The organism is Campylobacter peloridis LMG 23910 (assembly GCF_000816785.1).
Lineage (GTDB): Bacteria > Campylobacterota > Campylobacteria > Campylobacterales > Campylobacteraceae > Campylobacter_D > Campylobacter_D peloridis.
In genome coordinates, this window is the sequence record NZ_CP007766.1 from 1,124,417 (window position 1) to 1,141,538 (window position 17,122).

Annotated in this window: 23 protein-coding genes; 1 reads left to right on the forward strand and 22 read right to left on the reverse strand. The window is 28.2% G+C overall.

The features are described from left to right. Positions 1-41: 41 nt before the first annotated feature. From CPEL_RS05520 to CPEL_RS05605, 18 genes are all read right to left on the reverse strand, one after another. Complete coding sequence (locus CPEL_RS05520) at positions 42-371, reverse strand: Spx/MgsR family RNA polymerase-binding regulatory protein (protein ID WP_044598938.1); 330 nt, start codon at positions 369-371, stop codon at positions 42-44. Further along, positions 365-1,705, reverse strand: a complete 1,341-nt coding sequence (locus CPEL_RS05525) for a class II 3-deoxy-7-phosphoheptulonate synthase (RefSeq protein WP_044598939.1) — start codon at positions 1,703-1,705, stop codon at positions 365-367. The genes CPEL_RS05520 and CPEL_RS05525 overlap by 7 nt, the downstream gene beginning before the upstream one ends. Positions 1,706-1,755: 50 nt before the next feature. Continuing rightward, complete coding sequence (locus CPEL_RS05530) at positions 1,756-2,109, reverse strand: cupin domain-containing protein (protein WP_232088167.1); 354 nt, start codon at positions 2,107-2,109, stop codon at positions 1,756-1,758. Positions 2,110-2,111: 2 nt separating this feature from the next. After that, the gene (gene rplS, locus CPEL_RS05535) at positions 2,112-2,468 is read right to left on the reverse strand and encodes a 50S ribosomal protein L19 (RefSeq protein ID WP_044598941.1); all 357 of its coding nucleotides are present in this window, start codon (positions 2,466-2,468) and stop codon (positions 2,112-2,114) included. A gap of 11 nt (positions 2,469-2,479) precedes the next feature. Next, positions 2,480-3,184 (reverse strand): tRNA (guanosine(37)-N1)-methyltransferase TrmD, encoded by a 705-nt coding sequence (gene trmD, locus CPEL_RS05540; protein ID WP_044598942.1) that lies wholly within the window; start codon positions 3,182-3,184, stop codon positions 2,480-2,482. Beyond that, positions 3,181-3,705, reverse strand: a complete 525-nt coding sequence (rimM, locus tag CPEL_RS05545) for a ribosome maturation factor RimM (RefSeq protein ID WP_044598943.1) — start codon at positions 3,703-3,705, stop codon at positions 3,181-3,183. Before rimM ends, trmD begins: the two co-directional genes overlap by 4 nt. Then, the gene (locus CPEL_RS05550) at positions 3,698-3,940 is read right to left on the reverse strand and encodes a KH domain-containing protein (RefSeq protein ID WP_044598944.1); all 243 of its coding nucleotides are present in this window, start codon (positions 3,938-3,940) and stop codon (positions 3,698-3,700) included. The genes rimM and CPEL_RS05550 overlap by 8 nt, the downstream gene beginning before the upstream one ends. A gap of 1 nt (position 3,941) precedes the next feature. Continuing rightward, complete coding sequence (gene rpsP / locus CPEL_RS05555) at positions 3,942-4,169, reverse strand: 30S ribosomal protein S16 (RefSeq protein WP_039650314.1); 228 nt, start codon at positions 4,167-4,169, stop codon at positions 3,942-3,944. Positions 4,170-4,237: 68 nt separating this feature from the next. After that, complete coding sequence (gene ffh, locus CPEL_RS05560; RefSeq protein WP_044598945.1) at positions 4,238-5,575, reverse strand: signal recognition particle protein; 1,338 nt, start codon at positions 5,573-5,575, stop codon at positions 4,238-4,240. A 67-nt stretch (positions 5,576-5,642) separates the two neighbouring features. Next, on the reverse strand, positions 5,643-6,395 hold the full coding sequence (locus CPEL_RS05565) for a 23S RNA-specific pseudouridylate synthase (RefSeq protein WP_044598946.1): 753 nt from the start codon (positions 6,393-6,395) through the stop codon (positions 5,643-5,645). Then, a complete protein-coding gene (waaA, locus tag CPEL_RS05570) occupies positions 6,376-7,560 on the reverse strand; it encodes a lipid IV(A) 3-deoxy-D-manno-octulosonic acid transferase (protein WP_044598947.1) in 1,185 nt (394 codons plus the stop codon). The genes CPEL_RS05565 and waaA overlap by 20 nt, the downstream gene beginning before the upstream one ends. Next, complete coding sequence (locus CPEL_RS05575; RefSeq protein ID WP_044598948.1) at positions 7,557-8,276, reverse strand: zinc ribbon domain-containing protein; 720 nt, start codon at positions 8,274-8,276, stop codon at positions 7,557-7,559. The genes waaA and CPEL_RS05575 overlap by 4 nt, the downstream gene beginning before the upstream one ends. A gap of 11 nt (positions 8,277-8,287) precedes the next feature. Continuing rightward, entirely contained in the window at positions 8,288-9,013 is a 726-nt protein-coding gene (locus tag CPEL_RS05580; protein ID WP_044598949.1) for a Nif3-like dinuclear metal center hexameric protein, read from the reverse strand. Next, on the reverse strand, positions 9,003-9,863 hold the full coding sequence (gene glyQ, locus CPEL_RS05585) for a glycine--tRNA ligase subunit alpha (RefSeq protein ID WP_044598950.1): 861 nt from the start codon (positions 9,861-9,863) through the stop codon (positions 9,003-9,005). Before glyQ ends, CPEL_RS05580 begins: the two co-directional genes overlap by 11 nt. Beyond that, positions 9,863-10,366, reverse strand: coding sequence for a DUF3972 domain-containing protein (locus CPEL_RS05590; RefSeq protein WP_044598951.1), 504 nt, complete (start codon positions 10,364-10,366; stop codon positions 9,863-9,865). The genes glyQ and CPEL_RS05590 overlap by 1 nt, the downstream gene beginning before the upstream one ends. Before the next feature lie 9 nt (positions 10,367-10,375). Continuing rightward, the gene (purE, locus tag CPEL_RS05595; protein WP_044598952.1) at positions 10,376-10,870 is read right to left on the reverse strand and encodes a 5-(carboxyamino)imidazole ribonucleotide mutase; all 495 of its coding nucleotides are present in this window, start codon (positions 10,868-10,870) and stop codon (positions 10,376-10,378) included. Beyond that, entirely contained in the window at positions 10,867-12,123 is a 1,257-nt protein-coding gene (locus CPEL_RS05600) for a peptidase U32 family protein (RefSeq protein WP_044598953.1), read from the reverse strand. Before CPEL_RS05600 ends, purE begins: the two co-directional genes overlap by 4 nt. After that, a complete protein-coding gene (locus CPEL_RS05605; protein ID WP_044598954.1) occupies positions 12,120-12,827 on the reverse strand; it encodes a hypothetical protein in 708 nt (235 codons plus the stop codon). Before CPEL_RS05605 ends, CPEL_RS05600 begins: the two co-directional genes overlap by 4 nt. Positions 12,828-13,033: 206 nt before the next feature. Between CPEL_RS05605 and glnA the strand changes: the two genes are divergently transcribed. After that, positions 13,034-14,464: a type I glutamate--ammonia ligase gene (glnA, locus tag CPEL_RS05610; RefSeq protein ID WP_044598955.1), complete on the forward strand. Its 1,431-nt coding sequence runs from the start codon at positions 13,034-13,036 to the stop codon at positions 14,462-14,464. A 27-nt stretch (positions 14,465-14,491) separates the two neighbouring features. On the opposite strand, the gene purU is transcribed toward glnA, so the two are convergent. Genes purU through CPEL_RS05630 form a run of 4 tightly spaced genes read right to left on the reverse strand, consistent with a single transcriptional unit; the run spans position 14,492 to position 17,073 of the window. Further along, positions 14,492-15,319, reverse strand: coding sequence for a formyltetrahydrofolate deformylase (gene purU / locus CPEL_RS05615; protein ID WP_044598956.1), 828 nt, complete (start codon positions 15,317-15,319; stop codon positions 14,492-14,494). A gap of 2 nt (positions 15,320-15,321) precedes the next feature. Next, positions 15,322-16,425, reverse strand: a complete 1,104-nt coding sequence (locus CPEL_RS05620; RefSeq protein WP_044598957.1) for a multifunctional tRNA nucleotidyl transferase/2'3'-cyclic phosphodiesterase/2'nucleotidase/phosphatase — start codon at positions 16,423-16,425, stop codon at positions 15,322-15,324. After that, the gene (ciaD, locus tag CPEL_RS05625) at positions 16,394-16,831 is read right to left on the reverse strand and encodes an effector protein CiaD (protein ID WP_044598958.1); all 438 of its coding nucleotides are present in this window, start codon (positions 16,829-16,831) and stop codon (positions 16,394-16,396) included. Before ciaD ends, CPEL_RS05620 begins: the two co-directional genes overlap by 32 nt. Further along, the gene (locus CPEL_RS05630) at positions 16,828-17,073 is read right to left on the reverse strand and encodes a hypothetical protein (protein ID WP_044598959.1); all 246 of its coding nucleotides are present in this window, start codon (positions 17,071-17,073) and stop codon (positions 16,828-16,830) included. The genes ciaD and CPEL_RS05630 overlap by 4 nt, the downstream gene beginning before the upstream one ends. Positions 17,074-17,122 lie beyond the last annotated feature (49 nt).

Below are 17,122 nucleotides of genomic sequence, written 5' to 3' on the forward strand. Positions count from 1 at the left end.
TTGAGAACTCCTAAATGCTAGAGTTTTTTACTCTAGCATTTTTAAAAACCCTCATATTCTTTGGCTATAAAAATTTCATTATCTTTTACAATTAATGGGCGTTTTATGAGTGTTGGGTTTTGTAAAATCATCATTTTAATCTCATCTTGGCTTAAATTTTGTAATTTTTCTTTATTTAATCCTATTTTTCTAGCACTCATACCCGCTGTATTTACAAGCTCTAAAACGCTTCTTTTGCTAAGCCAAAAATTTAAAGTTTCCTCATCTAATTTTTTAATATCTAAAAAATCAAATTCAATCTGCTTGGAATTTAAATAATCCATAGCCTTTTTAACACTATTGCAATTTTTAATACCATAAAATTTTAACATTGTCTTGCCTTTTTAACTAAATCTGCAATCAAAAATGCTAATTCTAACGCCTGATCAGCATTTAATCTTGGATCACATTGTGTTTCATAGCGTTTTGAAAGTTCATCTTGGGTTATATTAAAACTTCCTCCTACGCACTCAGTAACATTTTGTCCTGTCATTTCCAAATGAACCCCGCCAGGATAAACCCCCTCACTCATCGCTATTTCAAAAAATGCACGCACCTCTTGCATAATTTTATCAAATTCTCTTGTTTTGAAATTTCCTGATTTAGTTGTATTTGCATGCATTGGATCAACACTATAAAGTATGTTAAATCCTTCTTGTTTTAACTCTTTAAATAATTTTGGCAAAGCATTTTGTATTTTATCACATCCCATACGAATGATAAAATTTAACCTTCCTGCTTCATTGTTTGGATTTAAAATATTTACTAATTTTTTAATTTCATCTAAATCATAATTAGCACTAAGTTTAACACCGAGTGGATTTTTTACACCACTTAAAAAATGCACATGTGCTTCATTTACATTGCGTGTTCTCTCTCCTATCCAAAGCATATGAGCTGAACAATCATAAATTTCCCCACTTAAACTATCTACTCTAGTTAATGCCTCTTCATAAGGCAAAAGCAAGGCTTCATGCGAAGTATAAAATGCAGTTTGAGAAAGATTTGGAGTATCTGTTATACCACAAGCTTGCATAAAGGCTAAAGCTTGAGTGATTTTTTCACTAAGTTTATCGTATTTTTTACCAAGTTCTGCTTTTTTTAAAAAACCCAAATTCCACTTATGCACCACTCTTAAATCAGCCAAACCACCCCTTGAAAAAGCGCGTAATAAATTTAAAGTTGTAGCACTTTGATAATAAGCCTCTAACATTCTTTTTGGATCAGCTTTTCTTGAATTTTCATCAAATTCAAACCCATTGATAATATCTCCACGATAACTTGGAAGTTTTACCCCGTTTATTTCTTCAAAATCATTACTTCTAGGTTTTGCAAATTGCCCAGCAACACGCCCTACTTTAACTATAGGACAAGAACCTGCAAAAGTTAATACTATAGCCATTTGAAGCATAACTTTAAACATGTCTCTTATATTATCAGCACCAAAATTTACAAAGCTTTCTGCACAATCACCACCTTGAAGCAAAAAAGCTTGAGAATTTACAACTTTAGCAAGAGAATGTTTTAATTTATCTACTTCACCTGCAAAAACCAAAGGTGGTAGTTTTTCTAATTTATCAATAACTTGTTTTAAATCATTTTCATTTTCATAATGAGGTTGTTGTTGAATTTTATAGTTTTTCCAAGAATCTTTTGCCCATTTCATCGTTTTTCCTTATTTTAGTAAAGCTAAAATTATACAACAATGGGCTTAAATTAAGATTTTACGATATCTTTTACCCTTTCAAAAGAATCTTGTTTGTATAAAGTTAAACGAATTATAGAATCTTTTAAAGCAGTAAGATTATGAATTTGATTAGCTTTTAAACTTATACTATCTAAAGTATTGAGTATAAATTTATCACTTAAAACTCCAAGTTCAATAGAGCCTTTTAGTATATGTATAGTTATAGCAAAAGGAGCTTTATGATCTTTCATAAAGCTATCTTTTGACATACTTATACAGATTTCTTTGGCATAATCATTTTCTATTTTTTTGGAAATATTTACACCATTTTGAATTTCTTGCTCCCAAGAAACTACTTCATACATTTGAGTTCTAAATTTCACAATTATTTTTTAAGCTCTTTAATACGCGCAGCTTTACCTCTTCTATCTCTTAAATAGAATAATCTTGCGCGGCGAACACGACCTCTTCTTAAAACACTAATGCTTTCTAAACTTTCACTATAAATAGGAAAAATTCTTTCAACACCAACATTGTTAGCACCAATTTTGCGGACAATGAAAGTCTCATCTACACCATTTCCTCTACGCGCTATACAAATACCTTCAAAATTTTGAATTCTTGTTTTATCGCCTTCTTTAATACGAATAGCAAGTCTTAAAGTATCTCCAGCACGAAATTCTGGAACATTTTTACCTTCAATTTGTTTTTGCTCAAATTGCTCTATATATTTATTTTTCATAATGATATTCCTTAAAATTTGCGTTCATGCTTTTGATACAAATCAGGACGAAAAAATTTCGTTTTGCAAGACGCTAAAGTAGTTTTTAAAGCTGTGATTTTAGCGTGATTTCCCTTTAAAAACTCTGAAGGCACATAAAAATTTTTATTTTCTTTTGTAAAAATAAAAGGCTTTGAAAAAGAAGGCGCTTCTAGCAAATCATCTTCAAAACTTTCCTCATTTAAACTATCACTATTGCCAAGAACACCTATTATATTTCTACTTATAGCATCACACATTACCAAAGATGCTAACTCACCTCCTGTAAGTATAAAATCACCTATTGAAAAAACCTCATTGGCAAATTCTTCTACTATACGCTCATCTAAACCTTCATATCTACTACATACAAAGCAAATATGCTTTTTTTTACTAAGTCTTTTTGCATCAATTTGTTTAAATTGCTTAGCACAAGGTAAAAGAAAGATAAAATGTGTATTTTGATCTTGTTTTCTTAAATAATCCAAACAATCAAATAAAGGTTGTGCTTGCATTAAAAGTCCAGCACCACCACCTATTTTATAATCATCAACTTTTAAATGTTTGTTTTTGGTAAATTTTCGTGGATTTACAAAATTTAATTTTAGAAAATTATTACCAATAGCACGGGATAAAATCGAAGTTTTAAAATAAGGCTCAATAAGCTCTGGGAATAAACTTACAAAAGTATATTTCATGAATTTTCTAATATATCTAAAGCAAATTGGCTTAGTATTTTTTTATTTTCTATATCAATTTTTTGAATATATTTATCAACATAAGGGATATAAAAATTTTTTACCTTTACTTGTAGGCTCTCATCACATCTTATGCAAAATAAAAATCCAGCACCACTTTCTAATATATCTTCTACTACACCTAGTTTTTGTTCATTTTCATAAACATCACAACCTATGATGTCAAAATAAAAATATTCATCTTTTTTTAATTTGCAAGTTTGCCTAGTAAGTTCTATGCTTTGATAAAGTGTAATATTGGTTAAATTTCTAGCAAGCTCTATACTTTCAAATCCCTCAAACAAAACTATAGATCTTGATTTATCAAAAGTTTTTATGGTGTAAATTTTTTGATTTTTATCAAAAAATCTAGCACCTTTTTTATACTGCTCATTAAAATCACTTAAATTATGTAATTTAACATAACCTTTTAAACCAACACATTTTCCAAGCTTGGCAACTTGGACAAGATTATTATTCAATAGCTTTTACCGTTATACGATATGAAGTTGCATCTTTTACTTTATAAGCCATAATTACCGTCTTTATAGCATTGATTAATTTTCCATTTTTTCCTATCAATTTTCCGGTATCTAAAGGATCTACATATATGATAATTTCAGCAAAGTCATTATCTAAATTTTGCCTTTGAATATCAATTTTTTCAGGAAAATCAACAATTAATTTTGCATATTCTCTTAAAAAATCTTCAACCATTTTATTTGCTTGTAATAGCTGCTACTCTATCGCTTAGTTTAGCTCCAACACTTTTCCAATAAGCCAAACGCTCTGCGTCAAATTTTATCACCTCAGGCTCAACCATAGGATTATAATACCCAATACTTTCTATCCAGCTACCATCGCGTCTTTTTCTACTATCAGTTACAACTATACGATAAAATGGTCTTTTTTTACGCCCCATTTTTGTAAGTCTAATCACTGTCATTTAATACTCCTAAAAAATAAATTTTTGTTATAGATATTTTAACTTATATATCCATAAAAAAAATTTAATCACTGAGGTCTTTTAGCTTGTGCAAGCATATTCATAAAATTCTCCATTCCTTTTTTGTTTGAAAATTTCTTAGCAAGTTTAGCAGCATTGCTAAATTGCTTTAAAAAACGATTAACTTCCATTTGTGACAACCCAGCACCTTCTGCTATACGGCGTTTTCTTGCATTATTTAACAAATCAGGGTTTTCTCTTTCTTTTGGAGTCATAGAAGAAATCATAGCTTTAATATGAACAATTTCTTTAGAATTATCCAAATCTATATCTTTTATATTGCTAGCCATAGATGATAAACCAGGTATCATTCCAATAATTGACTTCATACTTCCAAGTTTTTTTACACTTTCCATTTGATTTAAAAAATCATTAAAATTAAATTCACCTTTTTTGATTTTTTTATTGAGTTTTTTAGCTTCTTTTTCATCAATGATTGCTGCAGTTTTTTCAGCCAATGTAGCTAAATCACCCTCACCCATAATACGATTAACAATTCTATCAGGAATAAATACCTCTAAATCCGCAACCTTTTCCCCTACACCGATAAATCTTAAAGGAATCCCAACTTGTTTAGCTATACCCAATGCAACACCACCTTTAGTATCTGCATCAAATTTACTTAAAATCACTCCACTAACATTCAAAACCTCATTAAAACTATTTGCAGTTTTAACTCCATCTTGTCCACTCATAGCATCAGCAACATAAAAAATTTCATCTGGATTTATAATATTTTTTATTTCTTTTAATTCATTCATTAATTCTGTATCAATAGCTAAACGACCAGCAGTATCTACAAGCAAAACATCATAAATAGAATTTTTAGCCTTTGCCAATGCTTGCTGTGCTACAACTAAAGGGTTTGTTTCATTTTCTATAAAAAATAAATCAATATCATTTGCTTGTGCAAGTTGTCTAAGTTGCTCTACCGCAGCAAGTCTTTGCAAATCACAAGCTGCAACTAGAACTTTTTTATTTCTTAATTTTAAATAATTAGCTAGTTTAATAGTAGTGGTCGTTTTACCTCCACCTTGTAAACCACACATTAAAACAATTGTAGGAGGTTTACTTGCAAAAACAAAACCTTGGTTTTTACCTTTAACACTAAGTATTTCTTCTAAATTTTTCTTAATAGAATCTAAAAATTGCTTTTGACCAATACCATTGGCTTTAACATCGCTTTCTATTAAAGATAACAATTCTTTTGTAACTTTATGATGAACATCAGCTTTTAAAAGGGATTTTTTCAAAGTGTCTATAGCATTTTTTAAAGCTTTCTCATCATCAACAAAACGAAGTTTATTAACAGCAGATTTAAACGATTCGCTAACTATTTCAAACACTTTATTTTCCCTTATATATTAATAAATTAAAAAGCTTCATTATATATTCTTTTAGCTTTAAACGGCTTTAAAAATTTAAATTTTTTACTTCAAAACCATATGCGTTAAAACTTTCATCTAAAAAAGCTTTAAATTTATAATCAAAAATATGCGTTTCATAAGAATGCAAATACATCCTAGTAGCATTAATCCTAGCGTATTTTTCATCACCAATAATACCATGCTTAATATGATTTAGATGAACTCTAATTTGATGTGTTCTTCCTGTTTTTATTATGGCTTTGATTAAAGTTTTTTTAGCATTTACCATTAAAGGTATTACCTGCGTGTGTGCTTCAAGTCCAAATTTATCTATCTTGCTAAAAGCACCATTTTTATTTTTAATTGTTGTAATTTTTTCGCAAATTTCAAGATCCTCTGCAATAACACCATCAACTATAGCTAAATAACTTTTATAGACATTTTGTTTTTTATATTCTTGAATGCATTTTAATCTAAATTTTTCTTCTTTACTCAAAAGCAATACTCCGCTTGTTTCTTTATCTAGTCTATTGATTAATTTTGCATTAAAAGTTTTTTCTAATTTTTCACTAATTTCGCCATAAGGTTTGTTTAAAACAATAATATCATTATCTTCAAAAAGAATTTTTGGTTTTTTAATTTTTTGTATCATAAATTTAGTTTTTGAATTCATTAAAGCTCTTGCTATAAGCACCTTTTTTCCCATAGCAAAAACACAACCTTTATCTATAAGTTCTTTTGCTAAATTATTAGAAATTTTTTCTTGCATTGCTAGTATCTTATAAGCTTTTTCTTGCATTTAAACCTTCTTTTATACTTGATATTATTTCACATAAATTACTTTGTTCTTTAAGTTTTGCTTGATTTAAATTTTGTTTTAAAAGAAAATCAATTTTTTCTACATTTTCACAAATATATAAATTCTCAACTTCTTTATATAAAGTTTCTTGATTATAAAAATATTTTCCTGAAATAATAATATTATTAAACCTTGCAGCTTCTATAGGATTATGTCCTCCAATATTTTCAACAAATGAACCACATAAAAATACTATATCACTTATTCTATAAAAATTTTCAAGCTCGCCTAAAGAATCTAGTAATAAACACTTTGCTTTAAAAACTTCTTTTAGATTATTTTCCTTTATAGTTAAATTAGAAAATTTTTGCAAACTATAATTATTTTTATAACAATATTCTTTCAAGATATTTTCAACCTCAGCAAAACGCTCAGGGTGTCTTGGTGCTATGATTAATCTATCATTTTCTTCTAATGAAATATTAGAAAGCAAAATTTTTTCTTCTTTTTCATGTGAACTAGCAAATACAATAACTCTAGCATCTAGTTTAGAATATTTTTTAATATCCTTACAAGCAATACTTGCCTTTATATTTTTATATGCAATTACATTTTTAGCACCCAATGCTTCAAGTCTTTCTTTATCTTTTAAACTCTGTGCAAAAACCTCATCGATATAACTAAATACTAATTGATAAAAAAATTTAAAGCGTTTATAGTTTTTTAAAGATTTATCACTAATTCTTGCATTAATCAAAATAACTTTTGCATTATAAAACTTAGCCATAAAAACGAGCATAAGCCAAAGCTCTGCTTCAAAAATTACCAAAACCTTACAAGGTTTCATCCAAAAAGGTATAAAAATTTCAAAAGGCAAAAAATTTACCTTTTTGGTATATTTTAATGCTTCATTAAAACCTGTTTGAGTTATGGTTGAAATTGTAAAATTTGAAAATTCTTTAAAAAATAAAGCCATACTTTTTACTTCACCAAAAGAACAAGCATGAAAATAAATTTCACCTTGTTTTTGTTTTGTATTTTTGTAAAGAAAAAAACGCGATTTAAGCGAGTGTTTATATTTTTGTTTCAAAAAACTTAATATAAGCAAGAAAGGAGCCATAATTATATAAACAATTATGGCAAGCAAGTAGTAAAAAAAAATCAATTTTGATTTTCTTCTTTTTCTTTATATAAAATTCTTCCACAATGTGGACATGTAACGATTTCTTCTCCTTTTAATACAGCCAAATAAGTTTTATCATAAATTCTCATAAAACAACCATAACAAGCATGTTTTTTAACAGGAACAACAGCTGTATTTTTAGCCCATTTTCTAATTTTTTCATAAAAAGTGAGAACTTTTTGATTTATTTCACCAACGAGTTTTACTTTTTTATCATAAATTGCTAGTCTTTCTTTTTCTATATCAACAAGAACTTCTTTTGTTTGTTTATCAACCTCATCCACTTCATTTTCAAGTTCGCTTCTCTTTACTTCAAGATCTTGTTTTAGTTTTTCTTTGTTGTCTAAAATTTTATCCAATCTTTCAATTTCTTCATTTGCTGCATCAAGTTGTTCTTTAGCTATATCTTCTTCAATTTTTAATGCATTAGCTTCTTTTTCTGTTTTGATAGCTGCACTCTTTTTGGCTAATTCTTTAATTTTTGCTCCAAATTCGGCAATATGGTTGTTGTTTTGTATTTTTTGAGTTTCTATATCTTTAATATCTTTATTAAAAGTAGCAATTTCTTCTTCTATCTTATCTAACAAAATACGCTTTTCTTTTAAATTTTTTGTTGCATCCTCTACTTTTACACTAAAACTATCAAGCTCTTTGTCAATTTGAGATAACTTTATAAGTTGATCTAAGTATTTATTCATTGAGTTTATCCTTAAAAATATTGAAATGGATTTTTTGAAACTGATATTATAACCTCTAAATCAAATTTTTGCAAATCTTTTGCTAAAATTTCGCTAAAATAATTTTCGCTTTCATAATGACCTATATCTATCAAGCTTAGTTTATTGTGATAACTTTCCAAAGCCTGATGATATTTAAAATCTCCACTTAAAAAACAATCTGCCTTAACACTTGGTATTAAATCTCCACCACTACCTGTACAAACTGCTAAATTTTTAATTTTTATATGATGCGCATCAACCACTCTAATATAATTTAATTTCAAAACTTTTTTTATATGATTAATTAAATCTTCAAAACTAAAATCAACATCACAATAAATTAAAAAATCTTCTTTTTCTCTAATTTTAAATCCTAAAATATTATTTACAAAATAAAAATTTAAGTGACTTAAATCAAAATTTGTATGCATTGCAATCAAAGCTATGTTTTTTCGTATCATTTTTGTAATTAAATTTTGAGGATATATCTTGCCACTGATATTTTTTAAACCTTTAAATATTAAAGGATGATGCACGATAAAAAGAGAATTTGGCTCTGCTTTTTCTATCAAATACTCATCTATATCTAAACTCAAATATACTCTTTTTACTTCATCATCCAAACAGCCAAGCAATAATCCACTATTATCCCATGAACTCTGTGTTTGAAAAGGACTAATAGTATCTAAATAATTATATAATTTTTCAATTTTCATCTAAACTTTCTTTATAGACCAAAGCACAATTTTTAGATAATTCTCTAATTTTAAGCATAAATTCTTGCCTTTGTGCAACAGATATAGCACCTCTTGCATCAAGTAAATTAAAAGTATGTGCTGCAAGCATACAATAATCATACGCAGGTAAAGCTAATCCTTCTTTTAGAATATTTTTGCATTCATTATAGGCATTTTCAAATTGTGTGTTTAAAGTTTTAAGATCACTTATTTCAAAATTATACTTACTAAATTCAAATTCACCTTGTTTGTGAACATCTTTGTAGCTTATTTTTTCTCCGTTAAATTCGCTCCATACTATATCATACACATTATCAACATCTTGCAGATACATTGCAAGTCTTTCTAAACCATAGGTAATTTCAGCACTTACTAAATCAACACTTATACCACCAACTTGCTGAAAATAAGTAAATTGAGTGACTTCCATACCATCAAGCCACACTTCCCATCCAAGCCCCCAAGCACCAAGACTAGGACTTTCCCAATTATCTTCTACAAATCGTATATCATGTGATTTTAAATCAAATCCTAAAATTTCCAAACTTTTTAAATAAAGCTCTTGGATATTATCAGGACTAGGTTTCATTAAAACTTGAAATTGATAATATGCGCCTAATCTATTAGGATTTTCTCCATATCTTCCATCGGTTGGTCTTCTACTAGGAGCTACATAAGCAGCTGCCCATGGTTTTTTCCCTAAACTTCTTAAAAAAGTTGCTGGATGAAAAGTTCCTGCTCCTGCAGGAAAATCATAAGGTTGCATTATAGCACAACCTTGTTTTTGCCAATATTCTTGTAATTTTAAAATCATCTGAGAAAAAGTCATCATTCTTCCTTTAATTCCTCTGGCTTTTCTTGTGAATTTGCATAAATTTCGATAGTTTTATTCCACATCATTTTATATTTTCTCTTTAGAAATTCTACTTCATTGCGTGCATATTTAAGCTGTTCATTTAAATTTTCTATGGTTTTTCTATCTTCATCGTATAATTCTTGCATAGAGTATAAAGCATCTTTTAAAAATTTATTTTCACCTTTTAAGGCTTCTAAAGTTTCATCTTTGGCATCTAAAACTTTTTCATGTAAATTTAAAATAGTTCCTATAGTTTTTTCAACAAAACTTTCTCCTGCTAAAGTCATTGAATTAACCATAGCAGGTTGTTTTGAGCTCATTGGCACTACGCTAAAAGTCCCTTGATTTGCTTCAATATAAATTTTACCTTCTTCCTCTTTAAAATTTAAAGCACCATTTGCCATCATACCTTTAACAACATCTTCATTTAGATGAACTAATTGACAAAATTCTTTTAATTCCAAATAAGTTTGCATATACATCCCTTAAAGAAAAACTTCAATCTCGCTAGAATCTTTTTTTAATTTTTCTTGTTGTTTTTTTCTATCTTCTTTTAGTTTTTGTGCTAAATTTTCATCATCAATTGCTAAAATTTGCACAGCTAAATAAGCAGCATTAATAGCTCCTGCCTTACCTATGGCTACAGTTGCTACAGGAATACCACTTGGCATTTGCACAGTAGAAAATAAAGAATCCATACTAGCTAAGTTACTTCCTGGCATAGGTATGCCTAAAACTGGTTTAGTCGTATGTGCTGCTACAACCCCTGCTAAATGTGCTGCCATACCTGCTGCAGCAATAAACACTTTAGCACCTTTATTTTCTGCTTCTTTGATATAATCTTGTGTTCTTTGAGGACTTCTATGTGCTGAAGTAATTAATATTTCATACTTTACATCAAATTTTTCTAAAATTCCTAAAGCCTCTTTTACTATATCATAATCACTCTTACTTCCCATCAATATAGACACAAATCTCATTCAACACTCCTTCTTAAAAAGCTAAATTCTGGAAGCTTAAATGGTAAAATAATTTCATTTTCATTCCCACTATGAATTGCGTTAAATTCTTTATTATTTTTTGCTAATAATTGTTTAAATACAATGAATTTTTTTCCGTTATTTTCATATACTAAACCTAAGTTATTTTCTCCTAACTCTACATTGGAATTTAATGGAGCTAAAATTTCATATTCTTTGTTTAATTCTATTTTACCTTTACATTTAAAAAATTCACCATCTTCACTTATAGCATGCACTTGGTGAGTTCCTTCTTCTATACTAGTATCATGATTTATAGAATCATTTTTTTCATAAGCTCTTGAAACTAAATAACCATCTGTAAAACCTCTATTTTTTAAAGTTTGTATTTCACTTTCATATTTATTAGATTCAAAAGTATTATTTAACACATCATTTACTGCCATTTTGTATGTTCTTGTTGTTAATGCTACATAATACTCACTTTTAGTTCTACCTTCTATTTTAAATGCATTTATGCAATTTTCTTGCATAATTTTTTGTATATATGAACTTAAATTTAAGTCTTTAGAATTAAAAACATGAGTTCCATTTTCATCTTCTTCAAGTCTAAAAAGTGTATTAGTTTCTGGGTTTTTTGCATAAAGTTCATAATTAAACCTACAATCATTTGCACAAGAACCACGATTGCTCATACGGCCACTTTGAACTGAACTTATTAAGCACCTACCAGAATATGCAAAACACATAGAACCATGAACAAAACTTTCAAGTTCTATATCACAATTATTTTTTAAATCTTTTGCATCTTTTAATCCAAGCTCTCTTGCAATAACAACTCTTTTTGCACCCATGTCTTTATAAACTTGAGCATCTAAGTAATTTAAAATATTTGCTTGAGTTGAAACATGAAGATTAATTTCTGGAGCAAGTTCTCTCACTAAACGCATAGCGCCTACAGAAGCTACAATAAACGCATCAGGCTTCATTTCTTTTAATTTTATAATATGTTTTTTTAAACCTTCTATTTGGGAGCTAAAATGAAATCCATTGATGGTAACATAAATTTTTTTACCTTTTGCATGAGTATAATCAATAGCTTCTTTAAAAGTTTCGTAGTTAAAATCCCTTGCTGTTCTTGCTCTTAAAGAAAAATTATTTACTCCAGCATAAACAGCATCAGCTCCATATGCTAATGCTATTTTTAATTTTATAAAATTACCTGCTGGAGAAACTATTTCAGGTATTATCATTTTTTACCTAAACTAGCAATTAGTGCCTCAATATCATCATTGCTTACAACATCTGCAGTAGTATCACCTTCAATATGCACTGCTGATCCAACGCGTTTTTCATCATCAATTTTACCCTCAAATAAACTACTCATATATCTACTTAAGGCTCTCATAACATTAATAACACGCTCAATTTTTTGTCGATGTATATCTTGATATTGCATAGCATCCATAGCCATCATAACCTCATCTTGGCCAGTTTGCAAGCAACCTGTAATTTCATCAATGATACCTTTAGCGTTATTATTTACATCTATAGCCTCTTTAAAACTTGCTACATTAGGAAATTTTGCATTTAATTTTTCAAAAATTTCAATATTTTTGTTTAAAGCCTCACTAATTGTGCAAAGTTCATTTTCAGAATTTGCAAAAAAATCATTAATAGCTTCTAACTTCTCCATCATTTCAGTAGCTTTTATCTCACTATCTCTTGTAACATCATCTAATTGATGAACTACTTTATGCTCTTTACTTGGAGGAGGTGGTGGCCAAGCCATATCAGCCCTTGCTTTATAATCTCCACTAATCATATTATCAACAAGTTGTTTGTTTTTTTCCTCATCTTCATAATCTGTTTCAGATTCTGCTTTTGACTCTTCTATATTTTCAAGATCTAAATCATCTGAAGCATTCATTAAAGCATCTAATTCTTCTTGCGTCATCTTTCACCTTTATAATAAAAACTAATTCAAGATTATATTATAAAAAACTATAATCGAAAATTAATTTTTTAATTATTTTCATTTTTTATTTCATAACAAACATTTTTAACTTGACTATAAAAAAAATATTAATTTAAACTTAATTTAATAAAAATATACTACAATCTCAAAAATAAATAAATCTTAAAATTTAAGAAGGAGACAAAATGGGTAAATTTGTTAATAATATTGATGAGTTTTTTAGTTATTCTCAAGAGCATGAGGTAATGTTTGTTGATTTTAGATTTACAGATATGATAGGAACTTGGCACCACCTTACTTATAACATAAAGGCAATTAATCATAAAACTTTTGAAAATGGAATTCCTTTTGATGCAAGTTCATTGCATGGATGGCAACCTATAGAAAAATCAGATATGATTTTAAAACCTGATGTAAAAAGTGCGTTTTTAGATCCTTTCACAGCTGATCCTACTATAATAGTAATTTGCGATGTATATGATATTTATAAAGAACAAATGTATGAAAAATGTCCAAGAAGTATAGCAAAAAAAGCTATGCAATATTTATCACAAAGCAATATAGCAGATAAGGCTTATTTTGGTCCTGAAAATGAATTTTTTATTTTTGATAATGTAAAAATAGTTGATTCTTCTAATTGTGCAAAATATGAAGTAGATACAGAAGAAGGTGAGTGGAATGATAATAAAGATTTTATAGACAGCTATAATAGCGGACATCGTCCAAGGAATAAAGGTGGATATTTTCCAGTAAGTCCGATTGACTCTAGTATGGATATTAGAGCTGAAATGGTACAAGTTTTAGAAAGGGTTGGTTTAAAAACTTTTGTTCACCACCATGAAGTAGCACAAGGTCAAGCTGAGATTGGAGTTGAATTTGGAGACTTAGTTGAAGCTGCTGATAATGTGCAAATTTATAAATATGTAGTAAAAATGGTTGCACACTTAAATGGAAAAACTGCCACCTTCATGCCAAAACCATTGTATGGAGACAATGGAAGCGGTATGCATGTACATATGAGTCTTTGGAAAGAAGGAGTGAATTTATTTTACGATAAAAAAGGATATGGTAAATTAAGCAAATGTGCCATTAATTATATAGGTGGAATTTTAGCTAATGCAAGAAGTGTTGCTGCTTTTACAAATCCAAGTTCAAATTCATACAAAAGAATTGTTCCAGGTTTTGAAGCACCTTGTATATTGACTTATTCTTGCCAAAATCGCTCTGCAAGTTGTCGTGTACCTTATGGGATTAATGATAAAAGCGCAAGAGTTGAAATAAGATTTCCTGATAGCACTGCAAATCCTTATTTGGCTTTTACAAGTTTGCTAATGGCAGGTCTTGATGGTATAAAGAATGAAACAAAACCTGTTGGTCCAATGGATGAAAATTTATTTGCTTTAACTTTAGATGAAATTAGAGAAAAAGGTATAGAACAATTACCACATACCTTGAGAGGTTCATTAGAAGCACTTATTCGTAAAAATGCTTTTTTAAAACCTGTTATGAGTGATGTTTTTATAGATGATTATCAACATATGAAATTTGAAACACAAGTTTGGCCAGTTGAAGCTAGACCAACAGCATATGAGTTTAAAACTTGTTATTCTTGTTAAATTTGATGCCATTTTGGGCATCAAATTTTAAAATACTATTGTTTTGTTTTCGTGTATAAAAATCCTATCATCAAACACTAAATCCAATGCTTTAGAAAATACATTTTTTTCTACATTACGACCAGCTTGTTGCATAGCTTGCCAAGAATACTCATGGGTAACTGGTATAACATCTTGAGTGATAATTGGCCCTTCATCTAAATTATTATTCACAAAATGTGCCGTTGCTCCTATGATTTTAACTCCTCGCTCATAAGCTTGTTTATAAGGATTAGCTCCAATAAATGCAGGTAAAAAAGAATGATGGATGTTAATTATTTTTCCTTCAAAATGTTCTACAAAAGAAGGAGATAAAATTCTCATATATTTTGCCAAAACAATATAATCAAACTCATATTGCTTTAAACACTCTAGCATTTTTTCTTCATGCTCTTGCCTGCTTAAATCTTGTGCTAAAATAGTATGAAAAGGTATATTAAATTTGTCTACCAATGGTTTTAATATATCATAATTAGCAATAACTGCTTTAATATTTGCATTAAATTCTCCACTAAATTGACGGATAAGTAGCTCACCTAAACAATGAGTTTCTTTAGTAGCTAAAACTATAATATCTTTTTTTCTTTTTGGAGTAATTTCAATTTGTGCATTATCAGGAAGCATAGCTTCAAGTGTTCCTTTAAAAGCTTTTATATCAAGCTCACCTTCTAAATGCGCTCTAAAAAAAAAGCGATTCTCGCCAACAAATTCATCGTTTTTAATAATATTTATTCTATATTTAAAAATAACATCTGAAATCCTATAAATTAAACCTTTTTCATCACTACTTGAAATTTTTAAAATATATTCATTCATTTTTACTCCTTTATATAGTTTTTTAATTCTTGTAATTTTCTTTTTTCAAGTTCAATTCCAAGTTCTTTCCCACCAAATCCTTCCTTTAATAAATCATTAGCATTAATTTTACTTTCAAAAGCATGATAATATAAATTTAATTTTTTTGCTTGCATTATGCGCTTACAATCCCAAAGTCCAAGCCACTTGCAAAGTGGCATTTTTAAAGCGATCTTAGCTAAAGCAAAATCATCAATTTTTTCTAAAATAAATTCTTGCTCACATTTTTTTAAAAGCTCATTTTTTAACTTTGTTTTTTTGAAAAAATCTACCTTATCTATATGAAAAAAATTTAAATATAAATACAAAAACAAAGCTTCATCTTTAACATAAGCTTGAGAATTTTTTAAAAGTTTTTCAAAATCTTCATCATTTTTTTTATGAAAAAAAATTTTTTCTTCTAAATTTAAAATTTTAAAATAATCATAAGCTTTATCAAGATTTGATGTTTTAAAAATTTTATAGAGTTCGTTATTTATCCTTTCTCTGGATAAATCCGCTATATCCATATTTTGCATAAGTTCTAAGCTTTCTTTTGCAATTTTCAAATCAAAACGGCAAGCAAAAGCAATAGCTCGTAAAATTCTTAAGCTATCTTCTATAAAACTTTGCTCGTTAATATGTCTTATAACTTTTTCTTTTAAGTCCTTCAAACCATTGAAAAAATCTAAAAATTCAAAAGTATAAATATTTACCATCAAAGCATTGATTGTAAAATCTCTTCTTCTTGCTCCATCTTTTTCATCATCACAAACTTTTACCTCAAAACCCTTATGGCCTTTTGCAATTTTATTTTCATAACGTGCTAAAGCTAAATCGAATTTTTTATATTTATATACAAAAAAACTCTTTCCAACTCCATTTGCACCAAGTTTTTGCATTAGCTCATCAAAAAGATTTGGTTTTATACCATAAACTTCTATATCATAATCATCACTTGTTAAATTCAAAAAAGAATTTCTTACACAACCCCCTACAAAATATACCCTCTGTGTGTAAGGTTTTAACAAATCTTTTATTCTTAAAAAATCTTTATCATTTTTTAAGTCTATCTTCAATTTTTGCAAGCAAAAACTCTAAAAAAGTAATGGTTATATCTAGTCTTTTTTCTAAATGCTCATCTTTGGTATTTTTTAAACCTTCAAATAATACCAAAATTCTTTCTCTAAGATTTTTTAAAAAAAATTCTTCATTATTTTGTGAATTTTCTTCTTTATCTACAAGTTCTTTTACTTCGATTATTGTTGGTTTTTCTTCTTTTATGTTTACCTCTAATTCATCAAGTTCTTGCATCAAATCTTGAGTTACTCTATTAATTTCTTCTTTAATTTTTTCATCTTGAGCTTTTTGGATTTTTTGCTCTTGCATTAATTCTTCTACTACCGGAGTAAATTCTTCTTTCTTATTTTTTTTATTATCTAATTCTGAATTTACTTCATCAATCGCCATTTTTGCTAAATCTTCTATATTCATAATTTAATCAACCACCTTTTAAATTCATTAATTTCTTCTTCACTTTTCATATGAACAAAAAAATCCAACATTTCATAGTTTAAATTTTCATGATTTGATCGCAAGCCACTTAAACGCCTTATAGCATCAATTGCATTTTTATTTTGTGGATCTTGTTTTAAAATATTTTTATAAATTTCTAAAGCTTCTTTTTTCAAACCTTGTGCTTCATATATAGAAGCTTCAGTCACAGTATAATGCATTTATAAACTCACAATAATGAAATTTTTATTATCTTATCTAAAAAGACTT